Annotated in this window: 24 protein-coding genes; 13 read left to right on the top strand and 11 right to left on the bottom strand. The window is 70.1% G+C overall.

Annotation, left to right across the window (positions count from 1 at the left end; translation table 11 throughout):
• Window positions 1-20: 20 nt before the first annotated feature.
• The gene (locus AAC979_RS13810) at window positions 21-479 is read right to left on the bottom strand and encodes a hypothetical protein (RefSeq protein WP_371347450.1); all 459 of its coding nucleotides are present in this window, start codon (window positions 477-479) and stop codon (window positions 21-23) included.
• 195 nt (window positions 480-674) lie between these two features.
• Here AAC979_RS13810 and AAC979_RS13815 point away from each other — a divergent pair, with 195 nt between their 5' ends.
• The 3 genes from AAC979_RS13815 (at window position 675) to AAC979_RS13825 (ending at window position 3,017) form a co-directional block, all read left to right on the top strand.
• Window positions 675-1,232: a Fur family transcriptional regulator gene (locus AAC979_RS13815; protein WP_371347451.1), complete on the top strand. Its 558-nt coding sequence runs from the start codon at window positions 675-677 to the stop codon at window positions 1,230-1,232.
• Window positions 1,233-1,311: 79 nt separating this feature from the next.
• A complete protein-coding gene (ispG, locus tag AAC979_RS13820; RefSeq protein ID WP_371347452.1) occupies window positions 1,312-2,616 on the top strand; it encodes a flavodoxin-dependent (E)-4-hydroxy-3-methylbut-2-enyl-diphosphate synthase in 1,305 nt (434 codons plus the stop codon).
• A gap of 5 nt (window positions 2,617-2,621) precedes the next feature.
• A complete protein-coding gene (locus tag AAC979_RS13825) occupies window positions 2,622-3,017 on the top strand; it encodes a rhodanese-like domain-containing protein (protein ID WP_371347453.1) in 396 nt (131 codons plus the stop codon).
• Between the two features lie 139 nt (window positions 3,018-3,156).
• Here AAC979_RS13825 and AAC979_RS13830 read toward each other — a convergent pair whose 3' ends face one another.
• Window positions 3,157-4,512 (bottom strand): ATP-binding protein, encoded by a 1,356-nt coding sequence (locus AAC979_RS13830; RefSeq protein WP_371347454.1) that lies wholly within the window; start codon window positions 4,510-4,512, stop codon window positions 3,157-3,159.
• A complete protein-coding gene (locus AAC979_RS13835; protein WP_371349059.1) occupies window positions 4,509-5,171 on the bottom strand; it encodes a response regulator in 663 nt (220 codons plus the stop codon). The genes AAC979_RS13830 and AAC979_RS13835 overlap by 4 nt, the downstream gene beginning before the upstream one ends.
• A 115-nt stretch (window positions 5,172-5,286) precedes the next feature.
• Between AAC979_RS13835 and dsbD the strand changes: the two genes are divergently transcribed.
• Genes dsbD through AAC979_RS13850 form a run of 3 tightly spaced genes read left to right on the top strand, consistent with a single transcriptional unit; the run spans window position 5,287 to window position 8,496 of the window.
• A complete protein-coding gene (gene dsbD, locus AAC979_RS13840; RefSeq protein ID WP_371347455.1) occupies window positions 5,287-7,161 on the top strand; it encodes a protein-disulfide reductase DsbD in 1,875 nt (624 codons plus the stop codon).
• A 35-nt stretch (window positions 7,162-7,196) separates the two neighbouring features.
• Window positions 7,197-7,814, top strand: coding sequence for a DsbA family protein (locus AAC979_RS13845; RefSeq protein WP_371347456.1), 618 nt, complete (start codon window positions 7,197-7,199; stop codon window positions 7,812-7,814).
• 4 nt (window positions 7,815-7,818) lie between these two features.
• The gene (locus tag AAC979_RS13850; RefSeq protein ID WP_371347457.1) at window positions 7,819-8,496 is read left to right on the top strand and encodes a L,D-transpeptidase; all 678 of its coding nucleotides are present in this window, start codon (window positions 7,819-7,821) and stop codon (window positions 8,494-8,496) included.
• 5 nt (window positions 8,497-8,501) lie between these two features.
• Here the strand turns inward: AAC979_RS13850 and AAC979_RS13855 are convergent, their stop codons facing one another.
• From AAC979_RS13855 to AAC979_RS13865, 3 genes are all read right to left on the bottom strand, one after another.
• Window positions 8,502-9,290: a sulfite exporter TauE/SafE family protein gene (locus AAC979_RS13855; protein WP_371347458.1), complete on the bottom strand. Its 789-nt coding sequence runs from the start codon at window positions 9,288-9,290 to the stop codon at window positions 8,502-8,504.
• Window positions 9,287-10,969 carry a TIGR01244 family sulfur transferase gene (locus AAC979_RS13860; protein ID WP_371347459.1) on the bottom strand — a complete coding sequence of 561 codons (1,683 nt, stop codon included), beginning with the start codon at window positions 10,967-10,969 and terminating at the stop codon, window positions 9,287-9,289. The genes AAC979_RS13855 and AAC979_RS13860 overlap by 4 nt, the downstream gene beginning before the upstream one ends.
• Window positions 10,970-11,036: 67 nt before the next feature.
• Complete coding sequence (locus AAC979_RS13865) at window positions 11,037-11,978, bottom strand: MBL fold metallo-hydrolase (RefSeq protein WP_371347460.1); 942 nt, start codon at window positions 11,976-11,978, stop codon at window positions 11,037-11,039.
• 96 nt (window positions 11,979-12,074) lie between these two features.
• Here AAC979_RS13865 and AAC979_RS13870 point away from each other — a divergent pair, with 96 nt between their 5' ends.
• Both AAC979_RS13870 and AAC979_RS13875 read left to right on the top strand, forming a co-directional pair.
• On the top strand, window positions 12,075-12,728 hold the full coding sequence (locus tag AAC979_RS13870) for a peroxiredoxin (RefSeq protein ID WP_371347461.1): 654 nt from the start codon (window positions 12,075-12,077) through the stop codon (window positions 12,726-12,728).
• A 1-nt stretch (window position 12,729) separates the two neighbouring features.
• Window positions 12,730-13,140 (top strand): ArsR/SmtB family transcription factor, encoded by a 411-nt coding sequence (locus AAC979_RS13875; RefSeq protein ID WP_371347462.1) that lies wholly within the window; start codon window positions 12,730-12,732, stop codon window positions 13,138-13,140.
• A 32-nt stretch (window positions 13,141-13,172) separates the two neighbouring features.
• On the opposite strand, the gene AAC979_RS13880 is transcribed toward AAC979_RS13875, so the two are convergent.
• The 3 genes from AAC979_RS13880 to AAC979_RS13890 form a co-directional block, all read right to left on the bottom strand.
• Complete coding sequence (locus tag AAC979_RS13880; protein WP_371347463.1) at window positions 13,173-14,294, bottom strand: YeeE/YedE family protein; 1,122 nt, start codon at window positions 14,292-14,294, stop codon at window positions 13,173-13,175.
• A 68-nt stretch (window positions 14,295-14,362) separates the two neighbouring features.
• Window positions 14,363-14,728 carry a metalloregulator ArsR/SmtB family transcription factor gene (locus AAC979_RS13885; protein ID WP_371347464.1) on the bottom strand — a complete coding sequence of 122 codons (366 nt, stop codon included), beginning with the start codon at window positions 14,726-14,728 and terminating at the stop codon, window positions 14,363-14,365.
• A gap of 53 nt (window positions 14,729-14,781) precedes the next feature.
• Window positions 14,782-15,222 carry a hypothetical protein gene (locus AAC979_RS13890; RefSeq protein ID WP_371347465.1) on the bottom strand — a complete coding sequence of 147 codons (441 nt, stop codon included), beginning with the start codon at window positions 15,220-15,222 and terminating at the stop codon, window positions 14,782-14,784.
• Window positions 15,223-15,327: 105 nt separating this feature from the next.
• Between AAC979_RS13890 and AAC979_RS13895 the strand changes: the two genes are divergently transcribed.
• Entirely contained in the window at window positions 15,328-16,053 is a 726-nt protein-coding gene (locus AAC979_RS13895; RefSeq protein WP_371347466.1) for a cytochrome c biogenesis CcdA family protein, read from the top strand.
• Between the two features lie 26 nt (window positions 16,054-16,079).
• Complete coding sequence (locus AAC979_RS13900) at window positions 16,080-16,637, top strand: SoxW family protein (protein WP_371347467.1); 558 nt, start codon at window positions 16,080-16,082, stop codon at window positions 16,635-16,637.
• Between the two features lie 7 nt (window positions 16,638-16,644).
• Here the strand turns inward: AAC979_RS13900 and soxX are convergent, their stop codons facing one another.
• Window positions 16,645-17,277 carry a sulfur oxidation c-type cytochrome SoxX gene (gene soxX / locus AAC979_RS13905; RefSeq protein ID WP_371349060.1) on the bottom strand — a complete coding sequence of 211 codons (633 nt, stop codon included), beginning with the start codon at window positions 17,275-17,277 and terminating at the stop codon, window positions 16,645-16,647.
• Between the two features lie 14 nt (window positions 17,278-17,291).
• The gene (gene soxA / locus AAC979_RS13910) at window positions 17,292-18,161 is read right to left on the bottom strand and encodes a sulfur oxidation c-type cytochrome SoxA (RefSeq protein ID WP_371347468.1); all 870 of its coding nucleotides are present in this window, start codon (window positions 18,159-18,161) and stop codon (window positions 17,292-17,294) included.
• A 226-nt stretch (window positions 18,162-18,387) separates the two neighbouring features.
• On the opposite strand from soxA, the gene soxY reads away from it, so the two are divergent.
• The 3 genes from soxY to soxB are packed head-to-tail and all read left to right on the top strand — an operon-like array spanning window position 18,388 to window position 20,974.
• Window positions 18,388-18,852 carry a thiosulfate oxidation carrier protein SoxY gene (soxY, locus tag AAC979_RS13915; RefSeq protein WP_371347469.1) on the top strand — a complete coding sequence of 155 codons (465 nt, stop codon included), beginning with the start codon at window positions 18,388-18,390 and terminating at the stop codon, window positions 18,850-18,852.
• Between the two features lie 59 nt (window positions 18,853-18,911).
• Entirely contained in the window at window positions 18,912-19,241 is a 330-nt protein-coding gene (gene soxZ, locus AAC979_RS13920; RefSeq protein ID WP_371347470.1) for a thiosulfate oxidation carrier complex protein SoxZ, read from the top strand.
• A 38-nt stretch (window positions 19,242-19,279) separates the two neighbouring features.
• On the top strand, window positions 19,280-20,974 hold the full coding sequence (soxB, locus tag AAC979_RS13925) for a thiosulfohydrolase SoxB (protein WP_371347471.1): 1,695 nt from the start codon (window positions 19,280-19,282) through the stop codon (window positions 20,972-20,974).
• The last annotated feature ends 56 nt before the right edge of the window (window positions 20,975-21,030 follow it).

The raw sequence follows: 21,030 nt of genomic DNA on the forward strand, positions 1-21,030 counted from the left end.
GGCATGGGCCCGGACGCGGATCAGGGCTGCTTGAGGCAGACCGCGACCACTTCCTTCACCGGGTGCTCGCAGGCGACGACGGTCTTGCCGCCATCATCGGCGAAGGAGGCGATGTGCTGGAAGCTACGCTCGGTATTGACGCAGTAGCCCGAGACGATCACCTCGCCGCTCTCGCAGCCGCTGGTGCAGCCCGCCGCCGGGCACGGCGCGGCGCGCACGGTCAGCGACGAGGCGCCGGGCGCCCCGGCCGCGCCGGCCGTGCCGGCAGGGCCCTGCGGACCAGTAGGACCGGCCGGGCCAGCGGGACCGGCGGGGCCGGCCGGGCCGGTGGCGCCGGCGGGACCGGCAGGGCCGGCAGGGCCCGCGGGACCGGCGACACCGGCCTCGCCCTTCGGGCCGGCGGGGCCGGACGGCCCCTCGAAGCAGGCGGCGAGAGGCAGCGCGAGCGCCGCCACGAGAATGAATGTGTAAGCCTTCATGGAACCCCCAATTGACGAACCGGCACCTGTATCCTGCTCCGGCGCACAGCGCCCCACAAGGGCGAAGCGTGCCGAACGTTTCGCCTGAAACGCCGCTGTCTCGTCGCCCCCGGTCCGGGAGCGCGTGACGGGCACCGTGGCGCCCGTCACGGCACTGTCATGGCGCCGCGACCGGGGAGGGTCTATAATGCTTGTATGTCGATTATACCTTCGCCGCCCGCCAGCCCGCATGCGCAAGAGCACCATGGCCACGACCATGACCATGCCGCCTGCGTGGCGAGCGCCATCGCCCGCTTCGAGGCGCGCTGCGCGCGCAGCGGCGCCCGGCTGACCCCGCTGCGCCGGCGCGTTCTGGAAGAGCTCGCCGACAGCCACACCCCGCTCGGCGCCTATGAGCTGGTGGAACGGCTCGGCGCCTCCGGCGAGAAGCCGCCGCCCATGTCGGTTTACCGGGCGCTGGACTTTCTCGTCGGCGAGGGCCTCGCCCACCGCATCGAGAGCCGCAACGCCTATCTCGTCTGCGGGCGCGAGCACGGCCCGGAGGATGTCATCGTCTTCCTCATCTGCGAGGGCTGCGGCGTGACGGCGGAAGTCGCCTCCCACGCCATCGGCCGTGATCTGGCCTGGGCGACCCGCGCCGAGGGCTTCACCCCGCGCACACCGGTGGTGGAGATCGCCGGCACCTGTGCCAAGTGCCGCGCCACCGCCGGCACGCAGGCCGCCTCTCCCCCGCGCGCTGAGGCCGCCCGTTGACGCACTGCCCGCCCCGGCTTACCCCCTGTCGCACGCCGCGCCCGCCAGGCGCGCCCCTTGTCCCCGGACGATGAACGCCATGGACGCTGCCACCACCGCCCCCGTCGTCGCCCCCGATCTGGAAGCCGCCGGCCCCGCCCCGCGCCGCCTCACCGTCGCGGTGAAGGTGGGCAACATCACCGTCGGCGGCGGCGCGCCGGTCGTCGTGCAGTCAATGACCAATACCGACACGGCGGACGCGGAAGGCACCGCCCGGCAGGTCGCCGCGCTCGCCCGCGCCGGCTCGGAAATCGTCCGCATCACCGTGGACCGGGACGAGGCCGCAGCCGCCGTGCCTGAGATCAAGGAGCGCCTGCTGAAAATGGGGCTCGACACCCCCATTGTCGGCGACTTCCATTACAATGGGCATCTTCTGCTGACGAAGTACCCGGATTGCGCGCAGGCGCTCGACAAATACCGCATCAATCCCGGCAATGTCGGCTTCGGCGAGAAGCGTGATCGCCACTTCACCACCATCGTCGAGCAGGCGATCCGCTACCGCAAGGCGGTGCGCATCGGCGCCAATTGGGGCTCGCTCGACGGCGATCTGCTCACCGCGCTGATGGACGAAAACGCCAAGCTGCCCCGCCCGGCGGAAGCGCGCGCCGTGACCCGCGAGGCGCTGGTGCGCTCGGCCCTGCTCTCCGCCGCGCTGGCCGAAGAGATCGGCCTGCCGCGCGACCAGATCATCCTGTCCGCCAAGGTCTCGGCGGTGCAGGATCTCATCACCGTCTATGCCGAACTGGCGCGGCGCGCCGATTACGCGCTGCATCTCGGCCTCACCGAGGCTGGCATGGGCTCCAAGGGCATCGTCGCCTCGTCCACCGCCATGGGTGTCCTTTTGCAACAAGGCATCGGCGACACGATCCGCGTTTCGCTCACCCCCGAGCCCGGTGGCGACCGCACCCGCGAGGTGACGGTGGCGCAGGAAATGCTGCAGACGATGGGCCTGCGCACCTTCGTGCCGCTGGTCGCCGCCTGCCCCGGCTGCGGGCGCACCACCTCCACCACCTTCCAGGAACTGGCCTTCGAGGTGCAGGATTTCATCCGCACCTCGATGCCGGAATGGAAGAAGCGCTATCCCGGCGTCGAGACGCTGAACGTCGCGGTCATGGGCTGCATCGTCAACGGGCCGGGCGAGTCGAAGCATGCCGATATCGGCATCTCGCTGCCCGGCACCGGCGAGTTCCCCACCGCGCCGGTCTATCTCGACGGCAAGAAGGCGATGACGCTGCGCGGGCCTTCCCTGCGCGAGGATTTCAAGAAGATCGTCGAAGACTATGTCGAGCGCCGCTTCGGCGTCACCGGCTCGGCCCCGGTGCAGGGCATCGACGCGGCGGAGTGAGCGCGATGCGCAAGGGCTACAAGCAGTTGCTCGCCGAGGCCGACGCCGTCGTCACCGCCATCGACGTTGCAGAAGCAGCCAGCCTGCATGGGCAGGGCGACGTGGTCTTTGTCGATCTGCGCGACCCGCGCGAGCGCGAGCGCGACGGCGCCATTCCCGGCGCCTTCTCCTGCCCGCGCGGCATGCTGGAATTCTGGATCGACCCGGAAAGCCCCTATGCCAAGCCGGTCTTCGCCGCCGACAAGCGCTTCGTCTTCTATTGCGCCAGCGGCTGGCGTTCGGCGCTGGCGACCAAGACGGCCCAGGAGATGGGGCTCGCCAGGGTCTGCCACCTCACGGGCGGCTTCACCGCCTGGAAGGCGGCCGGCGGCACCGTCGAGGCGCTGCCGGCAAAGGGCTGAGGAAGCCGCGTCCGCGCTCCCTCGCCTCTCGCTCGAGCGTGCTCGCGCGACGGGGACACGGGTCGCGTGAGGAAAGCGCGCCCGACAGAGAATGAGATCATTCCTCTGTTTCGGTGCAACAGTGGAAACGCCCAGCGCGTCAATGGCGGACGGCCGCGCTCCTTCCCGCTCCCAGATCGACCGTGACCCTGAGACCGGGGCGGTCGGCGCGGTTGGCGAGTGTGAGGCGGGCGCCGATGCGCGCCGCCGCCGTCTGCGCGATGGCGAGGCCGAGGCCCGAGCCGGAGCCGGAGGCGGCGCGGCCGCGGTAGAAGCGCTGGCACGCAAGGGCAAGCTCCCCGGCGGGTATGCCCGGGCCCTCATCCTCGATCACCAGCCGGTCCGCCCCCTCCAGCCGCCAGTGAATCTCTCCCGCCGCCATGTGCTGGACGGCGTTCTCCTGAAGATTGCGCAGCACGAGGGCCAGCATGTCGCGGTCGACCCGCCGGCCGCTCTGCGCCAGCGCCGGATCGAGGCGGGTGACGACGCCGGGCGGGTGCGGCACCGCCTCGGCCATGTCGCGGACCAGAGCGCCGAGGGCGATGTCCCTCGCCGTGCCGACCGCGCCGGTGTCGAGCCGTGCCAGAGCGAGAAGCTGCGTCACCAGACGACCGGTCCTGTCGACCGAGACGATGATCTGCCGCAGCGCCTTCCCCCGCAATTCGCCGTCGCCGGCGGCAAGGGCGACCTGCGCCTGGGTCTTCAGCCCCGCGAGCGGCGTGCGCAGTTCATGCGCGGCGAAGGCGGTGATCTCGCGCTCATGGGCGCGTGCCGCCTCGACCTTGGCGAACAGCCCGTTCAGCGCGTCGATCAGCGGCTGGATCTCGCGCGGCGCCTCATCCGGCGCCACCGGGCGCATATCCTCACCCTCGCGCGCGGCAATGTCGGCCGCCGCCCGGCTGAGAGGGCGAAGGCCCCGCCCGAGACAGAGCCAGATCAGCAGTCCCAGCAGCGGGAGGACCAGCACCGCCGGAACCGCGAGGCCGGCGACGAGATCCTGCACCAGCCGGTCGCGCAGCCCCAGCCGGTCGCCGACGGCCACCCGCACGCCTTTCGCGGGGTCCTCGATCGTATAGACGCGCCAGGTCTCGCCCTCTATCTCGCGGTCGGAAAAGCCCGCGCTCTCGCCGGTCAGCGCCGCGTCGGGCGCGCCGGAGGAACGGGCGATCAGGCGCCCGTCAAACGACCAGATCTGGCAGGAAAGCTGCCGCTCATAGCCGGTGTCGGCTGGCAGCGGCAGCGGCGCGGGCGCCGCCGCCCCGCCCGCCATCGCGCCATCGGCGCCCGTTGCCATGGCCAGCGAGTGGACCATGCGCGCCGCCTCCTGCAGCCGGGCATCGAGCACATGCTCCAATTCGCTGCGGCTGCCGACGCTGATCCAGCCGATGGCGCACAGCCAGATCGCACCCGTGGCCGCCAGCAGGATGACGAACAGTCGTCCCCGCAGCGAGGTCATGCCGGCCCCCGCAGCCGGTAGCCGAGGCCGCGCACCGTCTCGATCCTCTCGCGGCCGAGCTTGGCGCGCAGATTATGCACATAGACCTCGACCGTGTTGCTCTCGACCTCCTCCTGCCAGCCATAAAGCCGCTCCTCCAGATCGCTGCGGGAGCGGATCATGCCCGGTCGCTCCATCAGCATGGATAGCACCGCGACCTCCCGCCGCGACACTGGAACGGGCGTCTGCGCCAGGGTCACGGTCAGCGTGGCCGGGTCGAGGGTGAGGTCGCCATGGGTGAGCAGCGGCGCCGCCCGCCCATGGCCCCGCCGCGCCAGGGCACGCAGCCGCGCGGCGAGTTCATCGAGATCGAAGGGCTTGCCGAGATAGTCGTCGGCGCCGCCATCGAGCCCGCGCACCCGGTCGGCGGTGTCGTCCAGCGCGGTCAGCAGCAGTACCGGCGTCGGGTCGGCCCGCGCGCGCAGTCGCGCCAGGACATCGAGCCCGGAACCGTCCGGCAGCAGGAGGTCGAGCACCACGGCGTCGAAGCACGACGCCGCGAGGGCGGCCAGCGCGTCGGCGCAGGTACCCACGGCATCGACCCTCAGCCCGGCCAGCGTCAGCCCGGCGCGGATGCCGTCCGCCAGCACGGCGTCGTCCTCGACCAGAAGTATGCGCATCACGCCCTGTTCATCCTAGCGCCGCCCCTGTGCACCAGCCTGCACCTCCAGCTTAAGGCTGGCTTAAGCTGAGAAGTAGAGCGCTGCGCCGCAACACATCAGGAGCGGTGACGCGATGGCATGGCGATCTGTGGCGCGGGCGATCCGCGCGGCGTTTTTCGGGCTGGCCTGCCTGTCGGCCCCGGCCGCCCTGGCCGGCGGGCCGAACGACTTGACCGCGCCATTCGCCGCGCCGGCCGCCGCCGAACCGTTCACGCTGACGGCCGCCCGCGCGCCCTCGGGCGAGTTGCTGCTGCGCTGGCGTGTCGGGGCGGGGAACTATCTCTACCGCGACAGCCTGGAGGCGACACGCGACGGCACGCCGGTGGCCCTGCAACTGCCGCTGGGCGAGGCCAAGGACGACCCCAGCTTCGGGCCGGTGAGGGTTTTCCATCGGGATGTCGAGGCCAGCGCCGGCGACCTCGCCGCGACCGGCCAGCTTCAGGTCCGCTATCAGGGCTGCTCGGAACAGGGCATCTGCTTTCCGCCGCAGGCGCGGCGCGTCGATCTCGCCAGCCTTGAGGTCAGCGATGCCCCGCCCGCCATGCGCGCGGAAGTAGCAAAAGCGGACCTAGAAAAAGCGGATCTGGCGCAGGCGGAAATGGCGCAAGCGGGGCCGGCGGACAGATCCCCCGTGCCGCCGCTCGATGAGGGCGAGCGCATCGCCACCTTGTTCGCCGGCGGCCCCGGCTGGACGCTTCTGGCCTTTCTCGGCTTCGGCCTGCTGCTGGCGCTGACGCCCTGCGTCTTCCCGATGATCCCGATCCTCGCCGGCCTGCTCACCCGCTCGGGCGGGGCGCTGACACGGCGGCGGAGCCTTTCGCTGACCGGCGCCTATGTGCTCGCCATGGCCGGCGCCTATGGGCTGGTCGGCGCGGTCGCCGGCTGGTCGGGAGCGAATCTGCAGGCGACGCTGCAGACGCCGCTGGCGCTTGGGGTGAGCGCGGCGATCTTCGTGGCGCTGGCGCTGTCCATGTTCGGCCTGTTCGATCTCGCCCTGCCCGCCGGCCTGTCCTCCCGGCTGGCCGGGCGCGGCGGCAAGGATTCGAAAGGCGGCGGCTCGCTTGGCGGGGCGGCCCTGCTCGGCTTCGGCTCGGCGCTGATCGTCGGGCCCTGCGTCACCCCGCCGCTCGCCGGCGCCCTGCTCTATGCAGCGACGACCGGCGACGCGCTGACCGGTGCCGGCGCGCTGTTCATGCTCGGCCTCGGCATGGGCCTGCCGCTGATGCTGGTCGGCCTGTTCGGGCCGAGCGTGCTGCCGCGCGGCGGCGTGTGGCTGGAACGGGTCAAGCAGGGCTTCGGGATCGTCTTCCTCGCCGTCGCCATCCTGCTCGCCGGGCGCCTGCTGCCACCGCCGGCGACGCTCGCCCTGCTCGGCGTGCTGCTGGTCGGCGCGGCGTCATTCATCGGCGGGTTCGACCGGCTCACCGCAGCGAGCGGCCCCGCCGCGCGGCTCGCCCGTGGCGGCGGCATGGCGGCGGCGCTGTATGGGGCGACGCTGATCATCGGCGCCGCCGGCGGCGCGCAGGACCCGCTGCGCCCGCTCGCCTTCGTCGCGCCGCCGGCAGGCCCCCCGGCAACGCTCTCCTCCGCCACCGTCACCTCCGCCGCCGGCTTCGACCGGGCGCTCGCCGAGGCGGCAACCGGCTCGGCTCGCGGTGGGCCGATCCTGGTCGATGTCACCGCTGCCTGGTGCAGCGTGTGCCGGTCCAACGCGGCGGTGATGGCGGCGCCGGAGCTGCGCGCCCGCCTCGCCGGCCTGCCGCAGATCACCGCCGATATCACCGACGGCACCGCCGAGACCCGGGCCCTGATGCAGCGGTTGCGCGTGGTCGGGCCTCCGGCCCTGTTCCTGGTCGACGCGCAGGGGCGCGAGATTGCCGGCTCTCGCATCGTCGGCCCCGTCACTGTCGAGGAAATCGCCCGCCGGCTCGCTGCGGCCGGCGCCTGACGCACCTGTCCCACCCCTCAACCTCAGGAGCTCCCATGCAGCGCCGCCACGTCCTCACCCTCGCCGGCCTTCTCGCCGCAAGCGCCCTCGCCGGCGCGCCGCTCCGCGCCCAGGGCGTCGATGTCGAGGCGATATTGCGCGATCCCGCCGCGCCGACCGCCGGCAATCCCAGGGGCGATGTCACCGTGGTCGCCTTCCTCGATTACAACTGCCCGTTCTGCAAGAAAGCCGCGCCCGACCTCGAACGGGCGGTGCGGGAGGATGGACGCATTCGGCTTGTCTACAAGGACTGGCCGATTCTCTCCGAGGCGTCGGTCTATGGCGCGCAACTGGCCCTCGCTACCGCCTATCAGGGCGGATACGCCAAGGTGCATCACGCGCTGATGGCGATTCCCGGCCGCCGCGTCAGCAAGGAGCAGATGGGGGCGGCGGTGCGGGCGTCGGGCGTCGATGTCGACCGGCTCAATGCCGATCTCAAGGCGCATGCCGGCGACATCACCGCGCTGCTGCGCCGCAATCTGGCGCAGGCGGAATCGCTGGGCCTGCAGGGCACGCCGGCCTATCTCATCGGCCCGTTCCGCACCTCGACGCTGGACTATGCAGGCTTCAAGGAAGCCTTCGCCGAAGCGCGCCGGCGGCAGGCGGCGGAGTAAGCCCATGCCGTCCAGCAATGACCGCGGGCTGCCGCCAGCTCTCTCCCGGCGCGGCGTGCTTGTTCTGCTTCCGCTCGCCCTCGGCGCCTGCGCCACGCGCCGGCCCGCGCCGGCGCCCGCTGCCGCCGTTTCCCCCTTCGCCCCGCGCTATGGCGCGCTGGAGGATGGCGGCTTCCGCGTGCCGGGCGTGCCGGCCGACGAGATGAAGGCGCGCAACCGCCGCATGCTGGTCGACGATCCCACCGGCCAGCCGGCGGGCACGCTGGTGGTCGACCCGGCGAACCGCTTCCTCTATCTCGTGCAGGAGAACGGCAAGGCGCTGCGCTACGGGGTCGGCGTCGGCCGCGAGGGGCTGGAGTTCAGCGGCACCGCCGAAGTGGCGCACAAGCGCGCCTGGCCGCGCTGGACGCCGACGCCCGACATGATCGCCCGCGAGCCGGAAAAATACCAGAAATGGGCGGGCGGCATGGCGGGCGGCGAGAGCAACCCACTCGGCGCCCGCGCGCTCTATCTGTTCAAGGACGGTAGGGACACGCTCTACCGTATCCACGGCACCAATGAGCCCTGGTCGATCGGCGAGGCGGTTTCCTCCGGCTGCATCCGCATGATGAACCAGGATGTGATCGACCTGTATCAGCGCATCCCGGACGGCACCAAGGTGGTGGTGCTGCCGGCGGGCTGAAGGGATCACGCGAGCAGGGCGGACGCACTCTTGAACAGCATGTAGCTGGCGACGACGAAGATCAGCGTCGCGAACACCGTGGTCAGCCGCCCGGTGCGCCCGGACAGCCGCCGGGCGAGCTTCATGCCGGCGACGCTGCCGAGCGCGCCGCCGGCGATGAAGGCGAAGGCCAGCGGCCAGTTCACGAGGCCCGACAGCGCGTAGTTGAACGCGGTGGTCAGCCCGAAGGCCGTCACCGCCACCAGTGAGGTGCCGACCGCGTTGAGGATCGGCATGCCGGTGGAGCCGATCAGGCCGGGCACGATGAGAAAGCCGCCGCCAATGCCGAAGAAGCCGGAGAAGACGCCCGTGCCAAGGCCGAAGCCGAGCACTTTCGGCGCCTTCTGCCGGTTGCACTCCGCCCCCGGCTCGCCCGGATTGCCGCGCCCGCGCAACATGAGCACGCCGACGACGAGCATCAGGAGAGCGAACAGGACCAGCAGTTTCTCGCCGCCCACCAGCTTGCCGAGGCTGGAGCCGGCAAAGGCTCCGAAAATGCCGGCCGTGGCGTACATGCCGCCGCAGCGCCACTTCACCGTGCCGGCCCGGGCATGCTGCAGCAGGCCGGCGGCGGCGTTCACCGCCACCGCGAAGGCGCTGGTGCCGATGGCCACATGCGGGTTGCGCACGCCGACCAGATAGACCATCAGCGGCACGGCGAGGATGGAGCCGCCGCCGCCGACGAGGCCCAGCGTGAACCCGACCAGCACGCCGGCGCCGGCGCCGAGGCCGTATTGCAGCGGCTCCAGCATCACGCCGCCTCTTTGGCGGGCGCCATGGGCTCGGGCCGGCACAGCCATTCCCGCCCCTTCAGCATGGCGTGCCAGTAGATCGGCGGCAGCATGCGGTCCTTGAGGAACCAGGCGAGCCGCGTCGGGCGCGTGCCGTCGAGCAGCCAGCTCGGAAAGGTCGGCAGCAGCGCGCCGCCATAGCCGAATTCCGCCAGCACGATCCTGCCGCGCTCCACGGTGAGCGGGCACGAGCCATAGCCGTCATATTGCGCGGCCGGGGCCTTGCCATCGAGCGCGGCCAACACATTGACCGCCACGACAGGCGCCTGCTTGCGCGCGGCGGCGGCGGTCTTGGCGTTGGGCGTATTGGTGGCATCGCCCAGCGCGAACACGTCGGGATGGCGGACATGGCGCAGCGTCGCCGGATCGACCTCGATCCAGCCGCCGGCCCCCGCCAGCGGGCTGGCGGCGACGACATCGAGCGGCTTCTGCGGCGGCACCGCATGCAGCATGTCGAAGGAGCGCTCGACCCGCTCGACGCCGCCATCGGCCCCCGTCCGCTGGAAGGTGGCGACGCGCGCCTCGCCATCCACCGCGACAAGGGTGGAGCCGAAATTCAGGCCGATGCCGTAGCGCTGCACATAGGCCATCAGCGCCGGCACATAGGCCGGCACGCCGAACAGCGCGCCGCCGGCATTGTGGAACTCCACCTCCATCTGCGGTAGCACCCCGGCGGCGCGCCAGATGTCGCAGGAGAGATACATCGCCTTCTGCGGCGCGCCGGCGCATTTGATCGGCATGGCCGGCTGGGTGAACAGCGCCCGGCCGGCGCGCACCGTGCTGGCGAGGCGGAACGTGTAGGGCGCGAGGTCGAAACGGTAGTTCGAGGTCACGCCGTTGCGGCCCAGCGCCTCGGGCAGGCCGGGAATGGCCTCCCAGGCGAGCCGCAGGCCCGGCGCGGCGACGAGGACGCGGTAGCGCAGCGACGTGCCATCGGCGAGCGCGACCTCCCGCGTGTCGGGCCGGAAGCCGGCGGCCGCCTGCCGCACCCAGTTCACCCGCTCCGGCATGACAGCGCCCATCGGCACGCGGGTGGTGTCGGGCTTGAACACGCCGGCGCCGACCATGGTCCAGCCGGGCTGGTAATAATGACACTCCGCCGGTTCGACGATGGCGATGTCGAGCGACGGCCGGCGCCTGAGCAGGCTGGAGGCGGTGGCGATGCCCGCCGCGCCGCCGCCGACAATTACGACGTCATAGACCTTCGGCGCGGCGGAACCGCCGGCGACGGGTGCCGCCAGCCGGGCGCGCTGGCCGCTCACGTCGATCCCGGCGGCGGCGGTGAGGGCCAGGGTCTCTTCCGGCGGGCGGCGGCCGGCCTGGGCCAGCGCCCACAGCGTCGCCGCCCGCGTGCCGGTGCGGCAATAGCCGAGAACGGGCCCGGGAAGCCGGTCGAGCATGGCGCGCATCTCGGCGACATCGGTTTCGGCATAGGTTCCGGGACTGACGGGAATATGGACGAAGGCCATGCCGAACGCCGCCGCCAGGGTCGCGACCTCGCCCGCCGGCAATTGCCCGGCGTCCTCGCCATCGGGACGGGTGCAGATCACCGAGCGGAAGCCGGCGGCGGCGGCCTGCGCCAGCCCGGCATCATCCAATGGGCCGCACACGTGAAATTCCGGCACGATCTGTTTGGGCGTCATGGGCGTTTCCTCGATTCCTTCGGGGCGTCACCGCGAACGGCCGGCGTTGGCGCGCCGGCCGGCGGGGTCAGAGCGTGTCGAGCGGGAGTTTCAGGTAGCGCCGGCCGTTTTCCTCCGGCTCGGGCAGGTTGCCGGCCCGCATGTTCACCTGCACCGAGGGCAGGATGAGCTTGGGCATGGCGAGAGTGGCGTCGCGCTTGGTGCGCATGTCGACGAAGGCGTCCTCGTCCACCCCGTCGCGGGCGTGGATATTGCCCGCGCGCTCGGCGCCGACCGTGGTTTCCCAGGCATAGCTGTCGCGGCCCGGCGCCTTGTAGTCGTGGCAGAGGAACAGCCGCGTCTCGTCCGGCAGCGCCAGCAGCCGGCGGATGGAGTGATAGAGCTGGCGGGCATCGCCGCCGGGAAAATCGGCGCGGGCGGTGCCGAAATCCGGCATGAACAGCGTGTCGCCGGTGAACACCACATCGCCGATCACATAGGCCAGGTCGGCCGGCGTGTGGCCGGGCACATGCAGCACAGTGGCGGGGATGGAGCCGACGCTGAACGTGTCGCCATCCTCGAACAGCCGGTCGAATTCCGAGCCGTCGCGGGCGAATTCGGTACCGAAATTGAAGATCTTCCCGAACACGTTCTGCACGGTGATGATCTCGCGGCCGATGGCGAGCTTGCCGCCGAGTTCGCGCTGGATATAGGGCGCGGCCGACAGATGGTCGGCATGGGCGTGGGTCTCCAGCAGCCAGTCGACCGTCAGCCCCTTCTCCCGCACGAAGGCGATCATGGCGTCCGCCGAGGCGGTGGAGGTGCGCCCCGAGGCGGCGTCGAAATCCAGCACGCTGTCGACGATGGCAGCGCGAAGGGTGGCGGGATCGTGGATCACATAGCTCGCCGTGTTGGTCGGCTCGTCGAAGAAGGCGTCGACGGCAAGGCGGTTCTCGGTGGCCTGGGCGGCGCGGATCTGGGCGGCCGCAGCGTCGAGATGCGGGTCGGGATGAAGACGAGAGGCGGACATGGCGTTCCTCCGGCGTTGATGAATTTCATAATTACATAATCTGTGTAATTGTAAATGCGGATTGCGCCCAAACCCGTCAAGAGGCAATCAGGAAGAATGACAGCCAGCCCAGCTCCCGCCCGCGATTCCGCCAGTGTCCCGCCCCGTCCGCTGCGCATAGGCGACGCTGCGCCCGTGTTCAGCGCCCGCTCGACGCAGGGACAGGTGCAACTTTCCGATTATCGCGGGCGCTGGCTGGTGCTGTTCTCGCACCCGGCCGACTTCACCCCGGTCTGCACCAGCGAGTTCATCGCGCTGGCGCGGCTGGCGCCGGAGTTCGACGCCCTCGGCGTGGCGCTGATCGGGCTGTCGGTGGACAGCCTGTTCTCGCATCTGGGCTGGCTGCGGGCGATACGCGGCGCCTTTGGCGTCGAGGTGCCGTTCCCGGTGGTGGAGGACACCTCGCTCGTCATCTCCCGCGCCTATGGCATGCTGGACGAGACGGCACAGGATTCCTCCACCGTGCGGGCGAGCTATTTCATCGACCCGCAGGGCATCGTGCGGGCCATCCAGTGGTACCCGATGTCGGTCGGCCGCTCGGCGCGGGAGATGCTGCGGCTCGCCGCCGCGCTCAAGCGCGCCGAGGCGGGAGATGTGGTGACGCCCGAAGGCTGGCAGCCGGGCGAGCCGGTGCTGCGGGCGCTCACCGACGAGACCGCGCTGGCCGAAGCCGATCCCGCCTGGTTCTGCCAGGCGGCGGAGCGGGACTGAGATGGCGCTGACCCGCGAAGAGGCCGACGCGGCGGTCGAGAAGCTGCGCAGCTACGCCCAGCCCCAGCGGCTGATGGTGCTCTCGCATCTGCAGGCGGGCGAGATGACCGTGAGCGAGATCGACGCCGCCACCGGCATCGGCCAGCCGGCGCTGAGCCAGCAGCTCGGCGAGTTACGGCGCGCCGGGCTCGTCGCCACGCGGCGCGCCGCCAAGCAGGTCTATTACCGGCTGGCGGATGCCGGCGTAGCGCTGTGCGTGCGCAGCATCGAGGCGCAGTTCGGCAAGGGCGCTGCCGCGCTGCCGGAGCCGGCGCAAGCGACGCCACCCGCCGCGCCGCCCTCCTCCCGCGCGCGCAATCGCAGCGCCGCGCTGTTCGCCCGCATCGTGGCGCCGGGGGAGCCGGCGGCCTGATCGAGCGGGGATGCCCAGGGGCGTCGCCGGTCTCAGGAGCGCGGGCGTCGGCCACCGGCGCTCCTGAACGAGCGCGTGACGGGTCGGCCCGGCAGGAAGAACAGCGCCCGCCCCTCGACCAGAAAGCCGATGCCGAGCCGGGCGCCGAGGATCATGCCCCCGATGGCAAGAGGGAAGGACAGCGCCAGCAGCGAGCCGGCGGTGATCCCCTGGCCGATGGTGCAGCCGCCGCACAGCACGCCCCCGGCCCCCATCAGCACCGCCCCGAGCAGATGGCGCTTCATCTCGCGCGCATCGTCGAACGCCTCCCAGCGGAACTCGTCGCCCGCCCAGGCGGCGGCGAAGGCGCCGAGGATCACCCCGGCCACCGAGCCGGTGCCGAAATTCAGCAGCGCCACGCCGTCGAGCAGCACCCCATTCAGGGTGATCGCCACCGGCGCGACGAAGGTGAGGCTCTGCGGCCGCGCCGCCTGCTGGAACTCGTCGACGAAAAACTGCGTCGCCAGCCAGCCGCCGATCACCCCGAGCCCGAGCACGGCGCCGGCCGCCAGCAGCCGCCGCGCCTTGCGCAGCCGCGCGTCGCCGAGCGCCAGCGCGATGAGCACGGAAGCCACGAGCGCGGCGAGAAGGGCGCGACTCGGCGCGCCCAGCACCGGCTCGAACAGCGCCGGCAGGTCGGCGCGGCCGGAGCGCGGAAAGCCGAGGGCGAAAGCCTCGCCAAAGCCGATCCGGTAGGTCGCCAGCGTGCCGCGCAGCATCGCATAGGCGGTGGCGCCGAAGACGAGGAGCACCACCAGGCTGCGCAGATCGCCTGAGCCGAGCCGCACGCAGCTCCCGAAGGCACAGGTGCCGACCAGCGCCATGCCGAGCCCGAACAGAACCCCACCGAGCGCGAGGCCGATCCATGGCAGCGCGCCGGGAACATAGGTCGTCGTCTCCGGGTCCAGCAGGCCGGCGAGAACGAGAAGCTGCGTGCCGGCCACCGCGATGCCGAGCGCAAGACCGAAGACGCGCAGCCGGCGCGTGTCCGATCCGGCCAGCGCGTCCTCGATGGCGCCAAAGCTGCACAGGCGGGCGCGGCGGGTGGTGAAGCCCACGGCCGCGCCGATGGCGAGCCCGGCAAACGCGGCTCCCCAGGCGAAGAGATCGTCCATTGCGCCCGGTCCTCCCGTCCCTGGCTCCCGCGGGCGTTGTCGCCCGTCCCGGCCGGCGCTGATGCGGCTCAGTCTTCCTTGGTCCCGCAGAAAATGTCGTAGATCACCCCGATCAGCCGGCGCACATCGTCGTCGGCGAGGCTGTAATAGACGGTCTTGCCGTCGCGCCGCGTGGTGACGAGATCGTCCAGCCGCAGGCGGGCGAGTTGCTGCGACACGGTGGGCTGGCGCAGCGAGAGGATGTTTTCCAGCTCGGTGACGGAACGCTCGCCCTCGGCCAGCAGGCACAGAAGCAGCAGCCGGTTCTCGTGCGAGACCGCCTTCAGGAAGTCGCTCGCCTCGCGGGCGTTGCGCATCAGCCGATCGAGCTCGGGCGAGACCTCCGGGCCGTCGCGCAGTTCGTCCTCAAGCCGTTTCGATACTATGCCGGTCATCACCACGTCGCTTTCAACTCCAGCTTACCGGACTCGCGGGCCGCGCAACAGCCTCACGGCGTCGGGGACAGTTTCTTCGTCATGTCGGCCAGCAGGCCCCAAAACGCCGCTTCGCCGGCATAGCCGGGCAGCCGCGCCACCTCCCGCCCGTCCTCCACCAGCACGAAGGTCGGGGCGTAGCGCACCGGCGCGGCGAGGTCGGCGAGCGCGGCGTCCGCGTCGCCAATGTCGACCCGGCGCAGCGGCGCCAGACGCCCCTCTTCGGTGTGCGGATAGACCGGCGCGATCTCGCGCTCGAAGCGCTCGCACCAGGCGCATCCCGCCCGCTCGAACACCAGAAGCTCGGCCGCCGCCGCCGGCGCTGCATTCCACACCATGCCGACCAGAGGGCCGGCGAGCAGGCTCACGAGAAGCGCGGCAATGCCGCCCGCGCGGGCCGCACGCGCCCCGTGGCGAGGCGGGGCGCTCCTGCTGTCGTGATCGGCTTCCGGCATGATTTCCGCCTGATGACGTGGTTCCGGCTTCATTATATAAACGAATTCGAATATGAATTCGATGGTCAAACCGCCGCAGAGCGGGCTGCGCCTCGGGGAAACGCCGTGTCACTGGATATCACCCTGCCGGGGGCCTTCGCGGCCGGCCTTCTGTCCTTCGCCTCCCCCTGCGTGCTGCCGCTGGTGCCGGCCTATCTCGGCTTTCTCGGCGGGGCGGGGCGCGGCCTTGGCGATGGGCAGGCCACGCGCGGGCGGCTGGTGCGGCTGTCCTTTGCCTTTGTCGCCGGCTTTTCCAGCGTCTTCATCCTGCTCGGCGCCACCGCCTCGCAGCTTGGCCAGTGGCTCGCCCTGCAGGCGCCGGTGCTGACCGTGGCGGCCGGCGCCCTGCTGGTGCTGTTCGGGCTGCATTTTCTCGGACTGCTGCGCGTGCCGCTGCTCTACCGGCGCCTTGCCCCGGATGTCGCGCGCGCCCCGGCCGGGCTCGTCGGCGCCTATCTGGTCGGCCTCGCCTTCGGCTTCGGCTGGTCGCCCTGTGTCGGGCCGATCCTGTCGATGATCCTCATCATTGCCGGCACGGAGGACTCGCTGGCGCGGGGGATGCTGCTGCTCGGCGCCTATGCTGCAGGGATCGGCCTGCCCTTCATCGCCGCCGCCGCGTTCTCGACCGGATTCCTCCGCTGGTCAGCGGCGATGCGCTCCCGCCTCGGCCTGGTGGAGAAGGCCTCCGGCGTGCTGCTGGTCGCCACCGGAATCGTTTTCATCGGTGGCTGGATGCCGCACCTCGCCGCCTGGCTGCTCGACGCCTTCCCCACACTCGGCGCGATCGGATGAGGCGCCCCCGCGATGGAGAGCCGATCATGACATGCGACCTGACCCGCCGTTCCTTAGCCCTTGGCGCCGGCGCGCTCATTCTGGCTCCCGGCGCCGGCCGGGCCGCCGCGCGCCTCGGCGATGACGGGCTCTATGTGCAGGACTGGTACGAGGAGAGCTTCCTCGATCTGCCGGAGGACTTCGCGGCGGCGACGGCGGCGGGCAAGGGCTTCGCGCTGCAATGGAGCCAGCGCGGCTGCCCGCTCTGCAAGCGGCTGCACACGGAGTATTTCGCCGATCCGGCGATCGAATCCTATGTGCGCGACCATTTCAGCGTCGTGCATCTCGATATTTTCGGCGCCCGCGAGGTGACGGGGTTCGACGGCGTGGCGCAGTCGGAAAAGGCCCTTGCCGGCCATTATGCGGTGCGGGCGACCCCGACCTTCCAGTTCTTCGCCGCCCGGGACGGAAAGATCGCCGAGGTCGCCCGGCTGCCGGGCCTGCTGCCCAAGCCGGAATTCCTCGCCATGTTTCGCTATGTCGAAGCCGGCGCCTATCAGAGCGCCGGCTTCGAGGCGTGGCTGGCGGCGCAGAAGGCGCCATAGCCGCCTTCTATTTGTTCACCGGCGATTCCGGGTCGAACAGATAGGCGACGACATCCTTGATCTGCTGCTCGGTCAGCACGCCATTGACGCCGAAGCGCGGCATGCTGGAGCAGGCGAGCGAGGCCTGCGCGTCATAGACCTTGGCAAAGGCCGCCTTGGCGTCTTCGGGGTCGAATTTGCGCTCGCGACCATAGCCAGCGAGGCTGGGCCCGAGCGTGCCATAGCTCACCTCCTTGGGGTCGAGCTGGTGGCAGGCATAGCAATTGCCGCCGCTCACCGTGCCGGGCGGATCGCTGAACTGACCGCCGCGCCCGTTCTGCGCGACTTTCGCCCCCTCCTTCCAGTTGCCGATCACCGAGCCCTGCGGCAGAACCACCCGCGCTTCCTCGGCCTTCATGATCGCGCTCGCCTGTTCCGGCGAGGGGTCGTTGCGGGTGAGCGAGCAGATGCGCTGCGTCTCGTCCTGCTGCAGGCGGACTTCCCAGCCCTCCGGCAGCTTGGTGAAGCTGGCCTTGACCACCGCATCGACCCGCGCGGGATCGACCGCGGGCATCTTGCCCGCCTCCTGCGCCGCCGCGGCGAGCGGAAGGAGAAGAACCGCGCCGGCCAGGGCGGCGCGCACCAAATGGGTACCCGTCATCATTGTCGCCTCCCTCACCGCTTGATCGACGGCACTTTGAGCTCACCGCCCTCGGCCTGTTTGGTCAGGTAGAGGGTGAGTGCGGTCACCGCATCGGAGCCGTAATCGGGCGGCGGCATGCGCATCTGCCGGTAGCAGTCCCACATGCGGTGCTGCATGGTGCGCAGCGCGCTCTGCGAGACGCGGTAGGTCGGCCAGGTGCCCATGGTGAGCTGCGCGTCCTTGCCGGGCACGTCGAGCTGCGGCAGCGCCTGCAGGCGGATTCGCTTGCCCGCCGCGCCATGGCAGGTGGAGCAGGAAAAATCGTTGATCGAGGAGCGGCGGAAGAACAGCGCCTCGCCGATCGCGTACATTTCCTGTTCCTGCGGCGTCGCCAGCGCCACGTCGATCGTCATGCCGTCCGACTTGTTGGCGATGAAGGCGACGAGATCCTCCATGTCGGAGGTGCGTCCCGGGCCGGAGAACGGCTTGGCGACGATCGGTTTGGTGTCGAGGCCCTGAATGGTCTGCATGCACCAGAGCAGGCGCTGTTCCAGATCCATCACCTTGTCGGCATCGGCGAAATAGCGAGGCAGATGGGCATAGGCGCCCTCCAGCTTGCCCGGTCCCTCGCCGAGATCGCACGTCTCCAGCGAGACATTCTTGCTTCCGCGCGCTTCGCTCCACAGCGCTTCGCCGCGATCGACATTGAGGTAGCCCGGATTGGCCATCGGGTCCTCGATCATTTGGCGGTAGCGCTCGATTTCCTTCTCGCTCTCGTCCTCCGCCCCCTGCGCGCTCGTCAGGATGAGCGGCAAAGCGAGGAGAGCCAGCGCGAGGCAGCCAGCGATGAATCGCCATGTCGGCTGCCGGCACTCCTTGGGTTGTCTTGCGTCCTTGGGCATGTGCTTCCCCAGCTTGTGAGCCGCGCCGCACCCTTCTGGCGAGGGTGTTGAAGCGGTCTCCGTGGCGAGCGATGATAGAGACTGGCGATCGCTCGATAGCCCACTTTACATTCAAAAAATTTAATATCACAATATGTATGTTCGCTGCCGGCCAAAAAGGCTCGCTGACGACAAAATCAAAGCAAAAACAAAGCGCTGGCGCAGGACGCCAGCAGGAGGACGCCTGATGCAACTTCGCAGTTGGACTCCGTCGCGACGGGATACGCTCGGTTTCGGGCTGACCGCCCTGCTGGCGGCGGCGCTGGCGCCGCGCCTGGTCCTTGCGACCGAGGAAGCCGTCGCCGCCGAGCTCAAGAAGCTCTATGGCGACAAGCCGATGGCCGATGGCAAGATCAAGCTCGACCTGCCCGAGATCGCCGAGAACGGCCTCGTCGTGCCGCTCAACATTGATGTGGAGAGCCCGATGACGGAGGCCGACTACGTCAAGGCCGTGCATGTCTTCGCCGATGGCAACCCGCTGCCGCAGGTGGTGACCTATCGTTTCACCCCGCAATCGGGCAAGGCCGCCGCCTCGGTCCGCATGCGCCTCGCCCAGACGCAGAACGTCCTCGCCGTGGCGGAGATGTCGAATGGCGCGCTCTACAGCGCCAAGGCGCAGGTGAAGGTCACCATTGGCGGCTGCGGCGGCTGAACGGCGCCGGCAGCGCTGCCGCGTCACCGCATCCGGGGAAACGACAAGGAAACGCCAACATGGCCATCAAGTCCAAGCCGCGCATCAAGGTGCCTTCCGAGGCCAAGGCCGGCGAGATCATCGAGATCAAGACCCTCATCTCGCACGAGATGGAGACGGGACAGCGCAAGGATTCCACGGGAAAGCCCATCCCGCGCGCCATCATCAACAAGTTCACCGCCAGCTTCAACGGCAAAACTTTCTTCGAGGCGGACTGGTTCACCTCCGTCTCGGCCAATCCCTATCAGGCGTTCTTCTACAAGGCGTCCGAATCCGGTGAATTCACCTTCACCTGGAAGGATGATGACGGTTCGGAACAGACCGCGACCGCGAAGCTCACCGTCGCCTGATCCGCCGGCACCCGCGCCCAGCAGGGAAGACTTTTCACATGATCTCTCGCCGCGATTTCGTGATCGCCGCGATGGCCGCCGGCATGCTTGCATCCGGCGCCCGCGGCGCCTTCGCCCAGGCGGCCCGCGCGGGAAAGATGACGCAGGACGACATACTGCGCTTCGATCCCGTGGGCACGCTGACCATCCTGCACACCACCGACCTGCACGCGCAGCTCGAACCGATCTATTTCCGCGAGCCCTCGGTCAATATCGGCGTGGGCGAGGCGCGCGGGCTGCCGCCGCATCTCGTCGACGCGGCCTTCCTCGACTATTACAAGATCGCCGCCGGCGGCCCGGAGGCTTACGCGCTCACCAGCCTTGATTTCGATGCGCTGGCCGGCAGCTATGGCCGCATGGGCGGGGCGGACCGCATCGCCACGCTGATCAAGGCTATCCGCGCCGCGCGCGGGGCGGACAATGTGCTGCTGCTCGACGGCGGCGACGGGCTGCAGGGAAGCTGGACCTCGCTGCAGAGCAAGGGCGAGGACATGGTCCGCGTCTTCAGCGCCCTCGGCCTCGACGCGATGGTCGGCCATTGGGAATTCACCTATGGCGCTGACCGGGTGCAGGAGATCGTCGAGAAAGCGCCCTTCGCCTTCCTGGCGCAGAACATCCGCAGCGCGGAATGGCAGGAGCCGGTCTTCGAGGCGCGCAAGATGTTCGAGCGCGGCGGGGCGAAGATCGCCGTCATCGGCCAGGCCTTTCCGCGCACGCCGATTTCCAACCCGCGCTGGATGATTCCCGACTGGGAATTCGGCCTGCGCGAGGAAGATCTGCAGAAGCAGGTGGACGAGGCCCGCGCCGCCGGCGCCGAAGTCGTCGTCCTGCTCTCGCATAACGGCTTCGATGTCGACCGCAAGCTGGCCGGCCGGGTGAAGGGCATCGACGTGATCCTCACCGGCCACACCCATGATGCGCTGCCGGCGCCGGTCATGGTCGGCCCGACGCTGCTCATCGCCACCGGCTCGCATGGCAAATTCATTTCCCGGCTCGATCTGGAGGTGAAGGACGGCAAGGTGGCCGGCTTCCGCTACGGCCTGCTGCCGGTGTTCGCCGACGCCATTGCCCCGGATGCGGACATGGCGGCGCTGGTGAAGGAGCTGCGCGCGCCCTACGCCGCCGATCTCGGCCGAGTGGTCGGGCAGGCGGGTAGCCTTCTCTACCGGCGGGGCAATTTCAACGGCACCTTCGACGACATGATCTGCCAGGCCATGCTCACGGAGCGCGACGCGGAAATCGCCCTCTCCCCCGGCTTCCGCTGGGGCGGCACGCTGCTTCCGGGCGACCCGATCACCTTCGACGCCATCGCCAACGCCACCGCCATCACCTACCCCGCCTGCTACCGCAACATGATGACCGGCCAGCAGTTGAAGGACGTGCTGGAGGACGTGGCCGACAACATCTTCAACGCCGACCCCTATTTCCAGGGCGGCGGCGACATGGTGCGCGTCGGCGGCGTCGGCTACGCCATCGACATCGCCCAGCCCATGGGCAAGCGCATCAGCGACCTGACCTATCTCAAGACCGGCCAGCCGCTTGACGCCTCCAAGACTTACGCCGTCGCCGGCTGGGCCAGCGTCAACCAGGGCGTGGAAGGCCCGCCGATCTGGCAACTGGTCGAGCGCTACGTGGCCGCGGCCGGGACCGTGGACATCGCGCCGACGGCCGCGGTCAAGGTTTCCGGCGCGTGAGGGCGGCGGGAAGGGTGCCGATGCGCGCCCTAAATATTCACAAATGCGAATGTCAT

It is taken from the genome of Ancylobacter sp. IITR112, from assembly GCF_041415945.1.
Taxonomy (GTDB): Bacteria; Pseudomonadota; Alphaproteobacteria; order Rhizobiales; family Xanthobacteraceae; genus Ancylobacter.

Excerpts from the sequence above, each read along its gene's own strand:
- AAC979_RS13850 (WP_371347457.1), top strand. The coding sequence starts at position 7,819 with ATGCCGTCCAGCAATGACCGCGGGCTGCCGCCAGCTCTCTCCCGGCGC.
- AAC979_RS13845 (WP_371347456.1), top strand. The coding sequence starts at position 7,197 with ATGCAGCGCCGCCACGTCCTCACCCTCGCCGGCCTTCTCGCCGCAAGC.
- dsbD (WP_371347455.1), top strand. The coding sequence starts at position 5,287 with ATGGCATGGCGATCTGTGGCGCGGGCGATCCGCGCGGCGTTTTTCGGG.
- AAC979_RS13835 (WP_371349059.1), bottom strand. The coding sequence starts at position 5,171 with ATGCGCATACTTCTGGTCGAGGACGACGCCGTGCTGGCGGACGGCATC.
- soxZ (WP_371347470.1), top strand. The coding sequence starts at position 18,912 with ATGGCCATCAAGTCCAAGCCGCGCATCAAGGTGCCTTCCGAGGCCAAG.
- AAC979_RS13870 (WP_371347461.1), top strand. The coding sequence starts at position 12,075 with ATGACAGCCAGCCCAGCTCCCGCCCGCGATTCCGCCAGTGTCCCGCCC.
- AAC979_RS13880 (WP_371347463.1), bottom strand. The coding sequence starts at position 14,294 with ATGGACGATCTCTTCGCCTGGGGAGCCGCGTTTGCCGGGCTCGCCATC.
- AAC979_RS13875 (WP_371347462.1), top strand. The coding sequence starts at position 12,730 with ATGGCGCTGACCCGCGAAGAGGCCGACGCGGCGGTCGAGAAGCTGCGC.
- soxX (WP_371349060.1), bottom strand. The coding sequence starts at position 17,277 with ATGACGGGTACCCATTTGGTGCGCGCCGCCCTGGCCGGCGCGGTTCTT.
- AAC979_RS13810 (WP_371347450.1), bottom strand. The coding sequence starts at position 479 with ATGAAGGCTTACACATTCATTCTCGTGGCGGCGCTCGCGCTGCCTCTC.
- AAC979_RS13860 (WP_371347459.1), bottom strand. The coding sequence starts at position 10,969 with ATGACGCCCAAACAGATCGTGCCGGAATTTCACGTGTGCGGCCCATTG.
- AAC979_RS13825 (WP_371347453.1), top strand. The coding sequence starts at position 2,622 with ATGCGCAAGGGCTACAAGCAGTTGCTCGCCGAGGCCGACGCCGTCGTC.
- soxY (WP_371347469.1), top strand. The coding sequence starts at position 18,388 with ATGCAACTTCGCAGTTGGACTCCGTCGCGACGGGATACGCTCGGTTTC.
- AAC979_RS13885 (WP_371347464.1), bottom strand. The coding sequence starts at position 14,728 with ATGACCGGCATAGTATCGAAACGGCTTGAGGACGAACTGCGCGACGGC.
- AAC979_RS13890 (WP_371347465.1), bottom strand. The coding sequence starts at position 15,222 with ATGCCGGAAGCCGATCACGACAGCAGGAGCGCCCCGCCTCGCCACGGG.
- AAC979_RS13900 (WP_371347467.1), top strand. The coding sequence starts at position 16,080 with ATGACATGCGACCTGACCCGCCGTTCCTTAGCCCTTGGCGCCGGCGCG.
- AAC979_RS13830 (WP_371347454.1), bottom strand. The coding sequence starts at position 4,512 with ATGACCTCGCTGCGGGGACGACTGTTCGTCATCCTGCTGGCGGCCACG.
- AAC979_RS13815 (WP_371347451.1), top strand. The coding sequence starts at position 675 with ATGTCGATTATACCTTCGCCGCCCGCCAGCCCGCATGCGCAAGAGCAC.
- soxB (WP_371347471.1), top strand. The coding sequence starts at position 19,280 with ATGATCTCTCGCCGCGATTTCGTGATCGCCGCGATGGCCGCCGGCATG.
- AAC979_RS13865 (WP_371347460.1), bottom strand. The coding sequence starts at position 11,978 with ATGTCCGCCTCTCGTCTTCATCCCGACCCGCATCTCGACGCTGCGGCC.
- soxA (WP_371347468.1), bottom strand. The coding sequence starts at position 18,161 with ATGCCCAAGGACGCAAGACAACCCAAGGAGTGCCGGCAGCCGACATGG.
- ispG (WP_371347452.1), top strand. The coding sequence starts at position 1,312 with ATGGACGCTGCCACCACCGCCCCCGTCGTCGCCCCCGATCTGGAAGCC.